This window comes from Cupriavidus oxalaticus (genome assembly GCF_038900635.1).
GTDB classification, from domain to species: domain Bacteria; phylum Pseudomonadota; class Gammaproteobacteria; order Burkholderiales; family Burkholderiaceae; genus Cupriavidus; species Cupriavidus oxalaticus_B.
Genome location: NZ_JAYMRX010000002.1, coordinates 409,535 through 424,186, shown reverse-complemented (window position 1 = coordinate 424,186; position 14,652 = coordinate 409,535). Strand labels below are relative to the sequence as shown.

11 protein-coding genes are annotated in these 14,652 nt (G+C 63.6%); 7 read left to right on the top strand and 4 right to left on the bottom strand.

The window, feature by feature from the left end; all coding sequences use genetic code 11:
• Window positions 1-158: 158 nt before the first annotated feature.
• A complete protein-coding gene (locus VSR71_RS06075; RefSeq protein WP_342913007.1) occupies window positions 159-1,037 on the bottom strand; it encodes a LysR substrate-binding domain-containing protein in 879 nt (292 codons plus the stop codon).
• A 187-nt stretch (window positions 1,038-1,224) separates the two neighbouring features.
• Between VSR71_RS06075 and VSR71_RS06070 the strand changes: the two genes are divergently transcribed.
• Both VSR71_RS06070 and VSR71_RS06065 read left to right on the top strand, forming a co-directional pair.
• A complete protein-coding gene (locus tag VSR71_RS06070) occupies window positions 1,225-2,067 on the top strand; it encodes a class II aldolase/adducin family protein (protein ID WP_342913006.1) in 843 nt (280 codons plus the stop codon).
• A 124-nt stretch (window positions 2,068-2,191) separates the two neighbouring features.
• The gene (locus VSR71_RS06065; RefSeq protein WP_342913129.1) at window positions 2,192-3,511 is read left to right on the top strand and encodes an MFS transporter; all 1,320 of its coding nucleotides are present in this window, start codon (window positions 2,192-2,194) and stop codon (window positions 3,509-3,511) included.
• An 18-nt stretch (window positions 3,512-3,529) separates the two neighbouring features.
• Here VSR71_RS06065 and VSR71_RS06060 read toward each other — a convergent pair whose 3' ends face one another.
• Window positions 3,530-4,213: a GntR family transcriptional regulator gene (locus tag VSR71_RS06060; RefSeq protein WP_342913005.1), complete on the bottom strand. Its 684-nt coding sequence runs from the start codon at window positions 4,211-4,213 to the stop codon at window positions 3,530-3,532.
• Between the two features lie 177 nt (window positions 4,214-4,390).
• Here VSR71_RS06060 and ilvC point away from each other — a divergent pair, with 177 nt between their 5' ends.
• The 5 genes from ilvC to VSR71_RS06035 all read left to right on the top strand — a co-directional run bounded on the left by ilvC (window position 4,391) and on the right by VSR71_RS06035 (window position 11,039).
• Window positions 4,391-5,407: a ketol-acid reductoisomerase gene (gene ilvC / locus VSR71_RS06055; RefSeq protein ID WP_342913004.1), complete on the top strand. Its 1,017-nt coding sequence runs from the start codon at window positions 4,391-4,393 to the stop codon at window positions 5,405-5,407.
• Between the two features lie 126 nt (window positions 5,408-5,533).
• Entirely contained in the window at window positions 5,534-7,090 is a 1,557-nt protein-coding gene (locus VSR71_RS06050) for a Rieske 2Fe-2S domain-containing protein (RefSeq protein ID WP_342913003.1), read from the top strand.
• 73 nt (window positions 7,091-7,163) lie between these two features.
• Complete coding sequence (locus tag VSR71_RS06045; protein ID WP_342913002.1) at window positions 7,164-8,156, top strand: PDR/VanB family oxidoreductase; 993 nt, start codon at window positions 7,164-7,166, stop codon at window positions 8,154-8,156.
• Between the two features lie 258 nt (window positions 8,157-8,414).
• Entirely contained in the window at window positions 8,415-9,455 is a 1,041-nt protein-coding gene (locus VSR71_RS06040) for an isocitrate/isopropylmalate dehydrogenase family protein (protein ID WP_342913001.1), read from the top strand.
• A gap of 225 nt (window positions 9,456-9,680) precedes the next feature.
• Window positions 9,681-11,039 (top strand): CitMHS family transporter, encoded by a 1,359-nt coding sequence (locus VSR71_RS06035; protein WP_342913000.1) that lies wholly within the window; start codon window positions 9,681-9,683, stop codon window positions 11,037-11,039.
• Window positions 11,040-11,116: 77 nt separating this feature from the next.
• On the opposite strand, the gene VSR71_RS06030 is transcribed toward VSR71_RS06035, so the two are convergent.
• Entirely contained in the window at window positions 11,117-11,494 is a 378-nt protein-coding gene (locus VSR71_RS06030; protein ID WP_342912999.1) for a hypothetical protein, read from the bottom strand.
• A gap of 53 nt (window positions 11,495-11,547) precedes the next feature.
• Entirely contained in the window at window positions 11,548-14,652 is a 3,105-nt protein-coding gene (locus tag VSR71_RS06025) for an efflux RND transporter permease subunit (protein WP_342912998.1), read from the bottom strand.

The following is a 14,652-nucleotide window of genomic DNA, read 5'->3' as shown; positions in this document are numbered from 1 at the left end:
AATGCTTGCCGCTTTGCGGGGCCGTGGCACGGCGCGCGCGCAATGCGCAGCCGCGGTCGCACGGAATGGCAGGATTTGTCAGTCAGGCGGCAGGCATTGGCAGCACGGTGCGACGCTGCACGAAGTGGGATTTGCCGGACCGGGGTACGGCGGAGGCGCTACTTGCGATCTTGCACGCCAAGCTGTTCGAGCAGCCATTGAACGAATGCGCCGACCTTGTGCAGATGCGCTTCGTTCTGCCGGTAAGAAAGGAAATGGGTTTCACGCGCAATGTGCGCGAACTCATTTTCTCCCAGTGCAATCAGATCGCCCTTTGAGAGTTCGCGCTCTGCGAGCCGGATGCTCTCCAAAGCGATGCCCATGCCATCGACCGCGGCCGAGATGGCAAGCGCGCCCCGGTCGAATGACGCCCGCGGTCGCGTCGGGCAGATCATGCCGTTTGCACCGAACCAATCTGCCCAGGTCACCCGGCTCAGTTGCGAATCAATCAGCGGAAGCTTTTCTATCTGAGTGCGCAGGGGCTCGTTTGCATCGATCAGCGAAGGCGAACATAGCGGGAGGATGCGCTCCGTTCCCAAGGGACGAACGACGAGGCCCGCGCGGGAATGCGCCGAACCGTAGGTAATGGCAACGTCCACTTCGCGGGCGTGCGTCAGGTCGATGGCTTCGGCCCCCGACGATAGCCGGATCGTGATGTCGCCATGCGTCTGCATGAACTGCGGCAACCGAGGGCCGAGCCACTTCACGGCAAAACTGGGCGCGCAATAGACCGCAAGCACTTGCGACTGAGGCGCGAGCGCGACCTCATTGCAGGCGGCCTCGATCACATCGAAAACTCGTGACAGGCTTTCCTGCAGGCGCTTGCCTTCCGGTGTCAGCTCAACGCGCCGCGTGCGCCGGTCAAAAAGCCTTCGCCCGAAGTACTCCTCCAACTCCTTGACCTGGTGGCTGATTGCCGATTGCGTCAGGTGAAGTTCCCTGGCGGCGAGCGTGAAGCTCTCCAGGCGCGCCGCTGCCTCGAAGGCGCGCAGCAGCACAAAGTTTGGAACACGTCTCACGGCAAAGTTTTATACATGAGTGTGGTTCATGCTTTCATGAACACCCATCGTTTGTCAACCAACTCCACGACGGCGACTATGAAGGCGTACCGCAGGCCTTCCGCAAACAAAAAGCACGCCCTGCGAACACCAACCAGTCCCTACACATTTCTACCGAGGAGTCGACATGGCAGCAGTAATCGAGCGCGCCCCGCAGGTCTTCAACGACACGGAGCGCACCTCCATCTACCAACCGGAACAGACGGGATTGATCTATCCGTCCGTGCCGAAATTCGCCACGCCCGCCGAAGAGCGGCAGCATCGCAAGGAGCGCCTGGTCGCTGCCTGTCGTGCCTTTGCGCTGGAACGTTTCGACTACGGCTTCGCCGGCCACCTGACGGTGCGCGATCCCGAGCATCCGGAGTTGTACTGGACCAATCCCATGGCGGTTCACTTCGCACAGGTGAATATCTCGAACCTCATCTGTGCCGACCATGAGGGCCGTGTGGTGGAAGGCGACTATGCCATCAATCGCGCCGGCTTTGTGCTGCACGCCGCGGTGCATGAGATGCACCAGGACATCGTTGCCATGTGCCACGCACATACCGAGTACGGCACGGCGTTTGCCTCGCTGGGCAAGGGACTGGACCCGATCACGCAGGATGCGGCGGCCTTCTACGAGGATCACGTGGTGATCGGCGACGAGGCCGGCAAGGTGGCAGTGGAAGTGAAAGGCGGCCACAAGGTGGCGAATGCATTCAAGGGCGTCAAGGCGGCCATTCACCAGAATCACGGCCTGCTTACGGCGAGCCGCCACAGCATTGAAGCGGCGGCCTTCTGGTTCATCGCCCTTGAACGTTGCTGCAAGCAGCAACTGATGATCGAGGCGACGGGCATTACGCCCCGACTGGTAACGCCCGAACGCGCCCGCTACAGCCGCGAGCACGTGGGCAGCGACTACATCGGCTGGCTGCATTTCCAGCCGATCTGGGACCACCTGCGCGTGACCCAGCCAGACATGTTCGATTAAGCACCGGCATCGCACGCCGGGTCCGCGCGGACGCGGACTCGGCTACAGGCCCCAACCCACCGTGGCGCAATGCCAGGGCCGGCCTGCCTCCAGATCGATAAATACAGCCCCAGGGAGACACCCCATGCAAACCACAACCAGCGTGGTGACGCCTTACGTCGCCACCGAATCGGCTACCTATGCGAAGGTCATGTGGCGGTTATTGCCGTTCCTGTTCCTCTGCTATATGTGCGCGTATCTCGACCGCATCAATGTCGGCTACGCCAAGCTGCAGATGATGCAGGACCTTGGCCTGAGCGATGCGATTTATGGACTTGGGGCGGGCATCTTCTTTGTCGGCTACCTTCTGTTCGAAGTGCCCAGCAACCTGATCCTGCTGCGCGTGGGTGCGCGACGCTGGATCGCACGCATCATGGTGACGTGGGGACTGATCTCTGCGGCCATGATGTTTGTGAAAAGCCCCACCAGCTTCTACATCATGCGCTTCCTGCTAGGCGTGGCCGAAGCGGGCTTCATCCCGGCGATTCTGCTTTACCTCACCTACTGGTTTCCGGCCTCGCGCCGAAGCAAGGTCACCGCGCTGTTCCTGACCGGCATTCCGATGTCCGGCGTCATTGGCGGCCCGCTGTCTGGCTGGATCATGAGCGCCATGCACAACTCGCACGGCATGGCCGGATGGCAATGGCTCTTCTTGCTGGAGGGCATTCCTACGGTACTCGTCGGCGTCATGGCCTACTTCTACCTGGATGACAAGGTCGCGGATGCCAAATGGCTCAGTTCCGACCAGCGCGCGATGATCGAGAAGAACCTTGCCGCGGAAAGCAAAGGGCATGCGCTGCATTCCGTCCGGGACGGCCTGACCAATCCCCGCATCCTGCTGCTCAGCCTGATCTACTTCTTCTTCACCATGGGGCTGTATGGGGTGAGCTTCTGGCTGCCGACCATCGTCAAGGCCAGCGGTGTCTCGGATCCTCTCGACATTGGCTTGCTGTCGGCAATTCCCTATGCCGCGGCAACGGCGGCGATGATTCTGGTCGGCCAAAGTTCGGACGCCCGCGGTGAGCGGCGCTGGCATCTGGCCCTGCCCGGGGCAATCGGTGCGCTCGGCCTGTGCGTCAGTGTGGCGTATGCAAACAACACGGCTGTGGCAATGCTGGCGCTGACGATCGGCACGATGGGGATCATGACCACCATCTCGCAGTTCTGGACGCTGCCCCCGGCGATTCTCGGCGGCGCGGCCGCTGCGGCCGGTATCGCGTTGGCGAATTCCGTGGGCAGCATCTCCGGTGTCATCAGCCCCTACCTCATCGGCTGGGTGCAAACGAACACCGGCACGACTGGCAACGGCGTGCTGGTACTGGCTGGAAGCCTGGTGATTGGCGGCCTGCTGGTGTTCACAGTGCCCGCGCGCCTGGTCAATATCGGCAGGCGGGACCACCGGTAATGCCTGATGCGAAGCTGGCTATGCCGTCTGGCGCGAGTCACCAAGGTAATCGTCCAGGCGGCTGGTCAGGTTTTCCCTGGCGCGGGTTGTGTGCAGATCAGTGAGTTCGGCGGCACGGGCAGGATCGCCTGCAGCAATGGCCTCGGCAATCGCTTCGTGCTCGTCCCAGATGGTTTTGCGTTGCTGGGCCGAGGATTGCAGAACGGCCCCCATGGCCCGCCGCAGATGCACCCAGTAGTTCTGTGCGCTCTGCTCCAGGAATGGATTGCCCGCAGCGCGATAGATAGCGTGGTGGAAGGCCATATCGGCGTCGATCATGGCTTTCACATCCTTGCCCTGCGCCGCGCGACGGCCGTTCGCAATGATCTTTGGATCGACCTTGAAATGCTGTTGTGCTGCGAGCCGCGCAGCCAGCGCGTCAAGCGAACCGCGGATTTCATAAAGATGCCCGATCGAGACCGCGTCCAGCGGCGTGACAAGTACACCCCGCCCCGGCGCGTCCTGAACGAAACCATCCTTCTTGAGGATCCTCAGCGCCTGGATGACCGGGGAACGCGACACCTGCATCTGCTCGGCGATTTCCTCCTGCGTGAGGCGGGTTCCCGGGGCCAGCGTGCCATCGCTGATGGCATCAAGAAGCATCTTGTACACCTCATCCACAAAGTCGGGACGGGATTGAATCTTTGGAAAAGTGGTTGCCATGGCACTGCCCTTTGCACTCTGTATTCAGTGCATTTTGGTTGAACGGCTCTCTCCATGCAATGCCATCGTGCTGACGCCTGGCAATGTCCTTGACTTTGCGAAGCACTCGCACCAACAATCTGAACTCTGAATACAGAGTTCAGATTTGAAAGTATAGTAATCGACAGGAACAGACCCATGAAAGTTTTCTACGAGAAAGATGCTGATATGTCACTTCTGCGCGGCCAACAGGTCGCCGTGATCGGATATGGCTCCCAGGGCCATGCCCATGCCCTCAACCTGAAGGACAGCGGCATCAACGTTGTGGTCGGGCTGCGCGAGGGGGGCGAGTCCTGGCGGAAGGCTGCCTCTGCCGGCCTGCAAGTCGCCACGATGGAGAAAGCGGCCGCCGCCGCTGACCTTGTCATTCTTCTCATCCCCGACGAGACCATTGGCAAGGTCTATCGGGAGGTCATCGAACCGGCCATGCGTCCAGGCGCCACACTGGCATTCGCGCACGGCTTCAACATCCACTATGGGCAGGTGATACCGCGCACGGACCTGGATGTCGTCATGATCGCGCCCAAGGCGCCGGGTCACACGGTACGCGCGACGTACGCGGAAGGCGGCGGCGTCCCGGGCCTGATCGCCATCGCGCAAGACCGCTCCGGCCGCGCACGGGATATCGCTCTGGCCTATGCCACGGCCATCGGCTGCGGCCGTTCCGGCGTGATCGAAACCAATTTCCGGGAGGAGACCGAGACCGATCTCTTCGGTGAACAGGCGGTGCTGTGCGGCGGAACGGTGGAGCTTATCAAGGCCGGATTCGATACGCTGGTGGAAGCGGGCTACGCCCCGGAAATGGCCTACTTCGAGTGCCTGCACGAGCTCAAGCTGATCGTCGATCTGATCTACGAGGGCGGCATCGGCACGATGAACTACGGCATCTCCAACAACGCCGAATTTGGCGAATACCTGACCGGCCCGCGCATCGTCACCGATGACACCCGTGCCGCCATGAAGGCCGTGCTCGCATCCATTCAAACGGGTGAGTATGCGAAATCGTTCATTCTCGAGAGCCAGGCCGGAGGCCCGACACTGCAATCCCGCCGGCGCCTGACGGCAGCGCACCCGATCGAGATCGTTGGCGCAAAGCTGCGCGAGATGATGCCGTGGATTCGCAAGTCTGCCCTGGTCGACAAAGCCAGGAACTGATCACTCAATAAGGCCCCGGTTCAACGTATACCCCAACTTACAGGGCGAAATCGCGCCCCTAAACTCTGTATACAGAGTTCAGAACTCAGTAGTCAAAGATAGTCCGACACCCACAGGAGACTTACCATGGCCACCACACCTTTCGAGAAGCATGACGCCGGCAAGACCACCGGAGGCAATGCCGCCAGCACCCCCGTCGTCAAGAAGCTGATCCCCTTCGGCGGCTACTACACCAACCGTGTGCCCGACCACGACCCGGAACTGACCGAGACCGGTCCCGGTACGCCGATGGGTGAATACATGCGCCGCTTCTGGCATCCGGTCTGCATGTCGATGGAGCTGACCGATACGCCCCGCTTCCTGAAGATCCTCAATGAGGAACTGGTCGCATTCCGCGATGGCAGCGGCCGGGTGGGCGTGCTGCATGCGCATTGCTGCCACCGCGGCGCATCGCTCGAATATGGCGCGATCCAGGAACGCGGCATCAAGTGCTGCTACCACGGCATGGTGTTCGATGTCGACGGTGCCTGCCTGCATGTGCCCTTCCCCGAAGGCGAGGAGAAAGAAGCGGAGAAATACGCCTGCTCGATCCGCCAGGGCGCATACAAGGCCATCGAGCGCAACGGGCTGGTGTTCGCTTACATGGGGCCGCCCGAAGAAGAGCCGCCGTTCCCGGAATGGGAGCAGGACTTCACGGTGCTGCCGACCGATGAGCTGGTGGCGTACAGCAACTTCCAGCACTGCAACTGGCTCCAGGTGCAGGACAACGCCGCCGACAACTTCCACCCGACCGCGCTGCACGCCGCGAAAAACGTGGTGGGCGGCAAGTTCCAGAGCACGACCTTCGATGAGGTCGGCGCTGCATCGATGGAAGTCGCGCCCGACATGCAGTTCATTCCCGTCCACGGCGGCCGTGGCCTGGCCTGCGCCGGCGCGCGCCGCGTGGACGAGGACAAGATGTTCCTGCGCATCCAGCACCAGGTGCTGCCCAATCTCAGCCTGCACGCGTACACGTCGGAAGACGGCTCGCAGAAGAAGCTGTTCAGCCGGTTCCACATCATTCGCTGGACGGTGCCCGTGGACGACGAGAGCAGCAAGATGATCGGCTGGCGCGTGATGGGGCCGGGCATCGACACGCGCGGCGTGGGCGACAAGCGCCTGGTCGGCTACGAGAGCATCGACTTCCTCGATGGCCAGGTCGCGATGCGCCGCCCTGAACGCTTCGGCAAGTACTCGCTCGAGGACATGCCGCCGATTCCGTCGAACCATCGTGAACGCGAGAACTACAAGAACGCGCAGTACGCACCGGGTGACTATGAAGCCATCATCAGCCAGCGTCCGATCGCGGTGCATTCCCTGGAAAATCCGACCAAGTTCGACGCCGGTTTGTTTGCCTTCCGCAAGATGCTGCGCGACGCCGTGCGCGGCACCAACGCCGCCGCCGCGGCGCAGGGCTTCGCGGAATGGCTGCGAGAGGTCAACGGTGCCCCGAACAGCTACTGCTCGGGCAACGTCTTCGAGCTGCCTCAGGCCGACACGATGGAGCAAGAAGTCGCCAACCGGCGCCTGCTGGCGCGCAAGGCGGTCGCCATCCTGACCGAGGCCGACAGTCTCAAAGGCGAGGCTCGCGCGGCGTTCGTCAAGGCGAAGTTCGACGAACTGGAGCAAAGCCTCAAGGCTTGAACGAGCCGTTGATCGAAATCGCCGGGCGGCACTGAACCGCCCGGCAGGTGTACCTGGAGACGCGAGGTTCCATATGAACGCCCCCACCAATGAGCGCGAAGCGCTGACTCACCTTGAACTGGTCCTCCGGCAGGTCCGCATGGAAGCCGCCGGGATCAATTCCTTCGAGTTCGTCGATCCCGACGGGAACGAGCTGCCCGCCTTCACACCCGGCGCCCACATCGATGTTCACATCGCCCCAGGTGTCATCCGGCAATACTCGCTGTGCAACAGTCCGGAAGAACGCCATCGCTATGTCGTGGCTGTCCTGCGCGACGAGTCAGGACGCGGCGGATCCCGGGGGATGCACGAAATCCTGCGTGTTCCGAACCGGGTCAGGGTGAGCGTGCCACGCAACAATTTCCTGCTCGCCGAGGGCGCAAGGAAGGTCATCCTGATCGCCGGTGGCATCGGAGTCACGCCGCTTAAAGCCATGGTTCACCAGCTTGAGGCGGAGTGCAGGGATTATGCGTTGCACTATTGCGCCAAAGGCCCCGAGTACGCAGCCTTCGAAGCCGAGCTGCGGGCCATGGCCAGGACCGGAACGGTCCAATGCCACTTTGACGGCGGCAATCCCAAGAACGGTCTGGATATTGCGAAGCTGCTCGAGCAGCCTGAGCCCGATACCCATATCTACTACTGTGGGCCCGGCGGCTTCATGGAAGCCTGCAAGCAGGCTGCGGCGCACTGGCCGCCGGCGTCGGTGCATTGCGAACACTTCAAGGCCCCGGTGCAAAAGGCGCCCGGTGAAGGCAGTCAGCCCACGGAAGGCTATGCAGTCGAACTGGCCAGATCCGGCCTGACGCTGACTGTCGCACCGGACCAGAACCTGGCCGAAGTTCTCCAGCAAGCCGGTGCGCCCGTGGAGACTTCATGCCAGTCCGGACTATGTGGCACTTGCAAGGTCCGGCACCTTTCAGGTGAAGTCGATCACCAGGATTTCATCCTGGATGATGGCGAACGAGAAAGCTTCATGACGCCATGTGTGTCACGGGGTTGTGGTGGCACACTCGTGCTGGATCTGTAGTCAGGTTCGACGGAGTTCGGTCATGCAGAGCGAAAGCTGCACTTTCGCGCTTGTTCTTCTTTTCTGCGGCTTGGCTATGATGGCCATCGCCGCCAGCCGCCCCACGGCTCGTTCCGACCCATCTTCCGCGTTAACCCTGATAAGAAATCCGTGACTTTGACAGTTTGCTGACAGCCTTCCCCTCCTAGAATCTGAGCCCTGATCAGCTGGATCAGGCGATGCCAGCCAGCGACTCTCTCTTTACGACAGGAAAAGCAAATGGAAGACGGTGCACGCGAACAGATCCCGGCCACGCTGATCCCCGGTGACGGGATCGGTCCCGAAGTGGTGGACGCCACCGTCAGGGTGCTGGACGCGCTCGGTGCCCCGTTCGCCTGGGATCTCCGGCGCGCGGGCATGGCCGGCGTCGAATACAGCGGCGAGCCCATGCCGGAAGACACGCTGGACAGCATCCGCCGCACCGGCCTTGCGCTGAAGGGCCCACTGACCACTCCGGTGGGCGGTGGCTTCCGCTCGGTCAATGTGCGCCTGCGCGAAGCCTTCAATCTTTACGCCAATGTGCGCCCGGTGCGAACGATCGTCCCCGGCCGCTTCGACAACATCGACCTGGTGCTGGTGCGCGAAAACATCGGCGGCTTCTACGTGGCGCACGACTACTACATCCCGGTCGGCGACGACCCGCATGCGGTGGCGGTGTCCACGGGCACCAACACGCGCGACGCCTGCCGCCGCATTGCGCGCTTTGCGTTCGAGTATGCCGTCAGGAACGGCCGCAAGAAGATCACGGTGGTGCACAAGGCCAATATCCTGAAGGCGCTCACCGGCATCTTCCTGGAAGCGGCGCGGGAAGTCGCGAGCGACTACGCCGGCCGCGTCGAGATGGACGACATCATCGTGGACGCCTGCGCGATGCAGCTGGTGCTCAACCCGTGGCGCTTCGACATGCTGCTCTGTACCAACCTGTTCGGCGACATCCTGTCGGACCAGATCGCAGGCCTGGTAGGCGGGCTCGGCATGGCACCGGGCGCCAACATCGGCGACCACGCGGCGATTTTCGAAGCGGTGCACGGCTCGGCGCCCGACATTGCCGGCAAGGGCATTGCCAACCCGATCTCGCTGATGCTGGCTGCCGGCCTGATGCTTGACCACGTGGGACGCCAGGACCTCGCCACGCGACTGCGCTCGGCCATCGAGCTCGCCGTCAGCCAGGATCAGGTGAAGACCGGCGACCTGCACGGCACGGCATCGACGCTGCAGTTTGCGGACGCGGTGGTGAAACGCATCGTTTCCGCCGGCTGACCTCCCACCCCGGCAGCACGCGGCATCCGCCGCGGGACGCGACAAGCCGCCAGCGCGGCGGCTCGCGTTCAAGACTGCCATCCTCCGCGGTCATTTCATACCCCGGCTCGCCCTGCCGCGCCGGCGGGATGGCCTCGCCCTGAATCTGGTGCGCCAGACAGACGCGCCCACACACCCGACCAGGACCCGCCACGCGGCCTGGCCGGCAAAGAGATATAGAAGACGATGTTGACCCTGCTCGCCTATTCGATGGTGATCGTGTTCATGGCACTGATCATGACCAAGCGGCTCTCCGCCATGGTGGCGCTGATCCTCGTTCCGATTGCGTTCGGCGCGATCGGTGGCTTCGGCCCGGAGCTCGGGCCGATGATGCTGGATGGAGTCAGGAAGCTGGCCCCGACCGGCGTGATGCTGATGTTCGCCATCCTGTATTTCGGCGTGATGATCGATGCCGGCCTGTTCGATCCGGTGGTGCGCCTCATCCTGAAGGTGGTAGGCGGCGATCCGGTCAAGATCATCATGGGCACCTTCGTGCTGGCCGTGCTGGTGTCGCTCGACGGCGACGGCTCGACCACCTATATGATCACCTGCGCCGCCATGCTGCCGCTCTACAAGCGGCTGGGCATCAGCCGGCTGGTGCTGGCCTGCGTGATCATGATGGCGGGCGGGCTGATGAACATCCTGCCCTGGGGCGGCCCGACCGCGCGTGCCGCCAGCTCGCTGGGCGTGGACGTGGGATCGCTCTTCGTGCCGATGATCCTGCCGATGATTGTCACCGGCATGTGGGGTCTGTTCGTGGCATTCCTGCTCGGCCGCCGCGAACGCGACCGGCTCGGCAGCATCGCGCTGATGAGCGCCGGGACCGCTCCCTCATTTCACTCGGGTACTTCGGTTGGTTCGGGTCCTGCGGGTCATGACATGCAGGAACCCGGCGCCGGCGATCCGCAGATCGCCAGGCCGAAACTGCTGTGGTTCAACTTCGTGCTGACCATCGGCCTGATGGTGCTGCTGATCCTCGGCACCTTTCCGCTGCCTGCGCTGTTCATCGTCGCCAGCGCCATCGCGCTGATGGTCAACTACCCGAGCCTGCACGAACAGAAGGAGCGGATCAGCGCGCATGCGGCCAACGTCGTGCCGGTGGTATCGCTGATCTTCGCCGCCGGCATCTTCGTCGGCATCCTGTCGGGCACGAAGATGGTCGACGCGATCGCAAACAGCGTCATCAGCGCGGTGCCGGACTGGATGGGCCCGTACATGGCCGTCGTGACCGGCGTGCTGAGCATTCCGTTCACGTTCTTTATCTCGAACGACGCCTTTTACTTCGGCATCCTGCCGATCCTGGCCAAGGCCGCCGCCGTCTATGGCATCAGTGCCGCCGAGATCGGCCGCGCATCGCTGATCGGCCAGCAGGTCCACCTGTTGAGCCCGCTGGTCGCATCGACCTATTTGCTGGTCGGCCTGGCCGAGGTCGAGTTTGGCGATCACCAGCGCTACACCCTGCTCTGGGCGCTGTCGGCAGCGGCGGTCATGATGCTGGCCACCGTTGCCTTCGGCGTGATCCCCATCATCGGCCAGGCTGCCTGAGACAAAGCGCGCATGCACAAAACCATCCGCACCATGCGCTGAGCCGCTGGCCTTGACGATGGCCACGAGCGCCAATCTCACTTCAAGGCAAAGCGCACTGTGGCAGTCTTGCCGTCGGCGAACCTGATCGCTGCAACTGCCTTGGACCCGGCAGCAAGCGCCAGCTTGTCGGCCGCCACCAGCGCATTGCCCGCGCCCGGGACCAGCGCGGTTTCGGCTTTCTGCGTTCCGGTCAGCACGGTCAGCTTGCCGCTGGCCCCCGCCACCGGCAGCTTCTTGTCGTGGTCGTCGACATAGATGGTAATGCTGCCGTCGTTGTTGACCAGCTCGAACTGCAGGTCGCTTGCGGTCTGCACGGCGCCGCCGTATTGCGCCGGCTTGGCGCCATGGGCCATCGCCAGGCCAGACAGGCCCAGGCTCGCTGCGAACAACACTGCGGAAAGCTGCTTTTTCATCGTGTACTCCGTGTCTGCGGCGACTCTGGGGCGTCGCCGCCATGGCCCTTGGTTCAGTAGGCGTCGTTGCCTTGTTGCGCAAGGATGCGCGCCAGTGGCTGGCGACCGAACAACCAGAATGCGAGCGGTGTCAGCAAGGTATCGAGGAGGGTCGAACTCATCAGCCCGCCGAAGATGACGACGGCAACCGGGTGCAGGATTTCCTTGCCGGGTGCGTCGGCCGCCACCAGCAGCGGCACCAGCGCAAACGCGGCGACCAGTGCCGTCATCAGCACGGGTGTGAGCCGTTCCAGCGAGCCCCGCACGATCATGGGCATGCCAAACGCCTCGCCCTCCAAGCGGCACAGGTTGATGTAATGGCTGACCTTGAGGATGCCATTGCGCGTGGCGATGCCGGTCAGCGTGATGAAGCCGACCATGGACGCCACCGACAGCGTCAGGCCGCCGACCCACATCGCGATCACGCTGCCGATCAGCGCAAAGGGGATATTCGCCATGATGATGAGCGCCAGCGTCGCCGAGCGGTAGCGCGAGTACAGCACCAGGTAGATCAGCACCAGCGACAGCAGCGCAAGCAGCACGATCCGTTGCGTTGCCTGCTCTTGCGCCTGGAACTGCCCCTCGATGCTGACGAAATACCCGCCCGGCAGGCCCGCCTGCCCGACCGCACTGCGAACCTTGCCGATGATGGTGCCCATGTCGGAGCCGTCGGTGTTGGCATAGACCACGATGCGCCGGCGGCCGTTCTCGCGCCCGATCTGGTTCGGCCCGTCGCCTTCCACGACGGTGGCGATCGCCGACAAGGGCACGGGACCGCGCGGGGAATCCAGCATCACGCGCGCGAGGTCCTGGGGCGCGCGGCCGGCGTCGGGCAGGCGCACCACCAGGTCGTAGCGCCGCACGCCATCGATGACCTGCGTCACGCGGGTGCCGTCCGACAGCGTCTGCAGCGCCTTCAGCGCCTCGCCGGCGGGAATGCCATATTGCGAGGCCTTGCGGTAGTCCAGGTGCACGTTGACCTGGGGAATCAGTACCTGCCGCTCCACGGTGATGTCGACCAGCCCGGGAATGCCCGCGAGGCCGCCACGCACCCGCTCGGCCAGGCCCCGCAGCGTATCCAGGTCATCGCCATAGATCTTCAGCGCAATCTGCGCCCGTACGCCGGAAAGCAGATGGTCGAGCCGGTGCGAGATCGGCTGGCCGATCGCGATGGCCGCGGGCAGGCTGGCCAGTTGCGCGCGAATGGCGGCCATGACCTCCTCGCGGCTGCGGCCGGAGCGCTTCAGGTCAACGTCGATCTCGGAAGAATGCACCCCTTCGGCATGCTCGTCGAGTTCGGCGCGCCCGGTGCGCCGCCCGACCTGTGTCACTTCGGGAACCTGGCGAATCAGGGCCTCGGACAATGAACCCATCCGGTTCGCCTCCGCCAGCGATGTGCCCGGGTTGAACATCAGGGACATCACCAGCGATCCCTCGTTGAAGGGCGGCAGGAAGGCGCGTGGAAGCAGCGGCACCGTGGCGGCAGCCAGCACGACTGCGGCCGCGGCTCCCAGCAGGATCGGCCTGGCGCGCGGAAAGCACCAGTCGAGAATCCGCGTGTCGACCCGCTTGAGCCATGCCACCAACGCGCTGTCCGCATGGCCGAGCCGCGTCATGCCGGGCAGCAGGTAGTACGACAGTACCGGCGTGACGGTCATCGACACCAGCATCGAGGCAAGGATCGACACGATATAGGCGATGCCCAACGGCGCGAACAGCCGCCCTTCGATGCCCGGCAGCGCGAACAGCGGCACGAACACCAGCACGACGATCAGCGTGGCATAGACGATCCCGGAACGCACCTCGACCGAGGCTCGCCAGATCACCTCCAGGACCGACGGTGGATCTTCCATGGTCCTGCGCTGCTTGAGCCGGCGCAGTATGTTCTCAACGTCGACCACGGCATCGTCAACGAGTTCGCCGATGGCGATCGCCAGGCCGCCCAGCGTCATGACGTTGATCGACTGGCCGAGCCAGTGAAACGCCAGGGCCGTGACCGCGAGCGACAGCGGGATGGCGACCAGCGAAATGGCGGTGGTGCGGGCGCTTAGCAGGAAGACGAACAGGATGACGGTCACCATGATGGCGCCGTCGCGCAGTGCCTCGACAACGTTGCCGATCGAGGCCTCGATGAAGTCCGCCTGCCGGAACAGTACCTGTGGCGCCGACAAGCCCGCCGGCAATCCTTGCTTGAGTTCCCCGAGCGCGCGCTCGAGATCCTGCGTCAGCCGCACCGTATCCGCGGCGGGCTGCTTCTGCACGCTGACGATCACCGCCGGCTTGCCGTTGAAGCCGGCATCGCCGCGCTTGAGCGCCGCCGCGTAGCGCACGCCGGCGACCTGCTCCAGCATGACAGGCATGCCGTCCTTGTAGGCGACAGCCAGGCCCTTCAAGTCGTCCAGCCGGTTGGTCCGGCCCAGATTGCGGATCAGGTACTCGCGGCCGTTCAGGTCAATGAAGCCGCCGCTGGTATTGGCCGCGAACTCGCGCAGGGCGCCTTCGACCTGTGCCAGCGCGACCCCGAATTGCGCCATCCTGGCCGTATCAGGCTCGACCCGCAACTGCCGCACCTCACCGCCGATCGGGATCACCTGGGAGACGCCGGGCACGGACAACAGGCGCGGGCGCAGCACGAAGTCCGCGTACTCGCGGGCCTGCATGGGACTGGCCCTGGCCGGATCGATCGGCAAGGCGATCAACATGATCTCGCCCATGATCGACGACACTGGCCCAAGGATGGGCGTCAGCCCGCCCGGCAACTGCTCCTTGACCAGCGTCAGCCGCTCCGACACGAGCTGCCGGTTGCGATAGACATCGCTGCCCCAGTCGAACTCGGCGTAGACGATCGACAGGCCCACGCCCGACACGGACCTGACCCGCGTGACGCCGGGCATGCCATTCAGGGCGGTCTCGATGGGGAACGACACCAGCAGCTCCACCTCCTGCGGCGCCATGCCACCAGCCTCGGTCAAGACCGTCACCAGGGGCTTGTTGAGGTCCGGGAACACATCCACCGGTGTGCGCCACGCCGTCAGCGCACCATACGCCATCAGCAGGAATGCGAAGGCCAGCACCAGCAGCCGGTTGCCAAGGCTGGCGCGAACGATCCAGTTGAACAT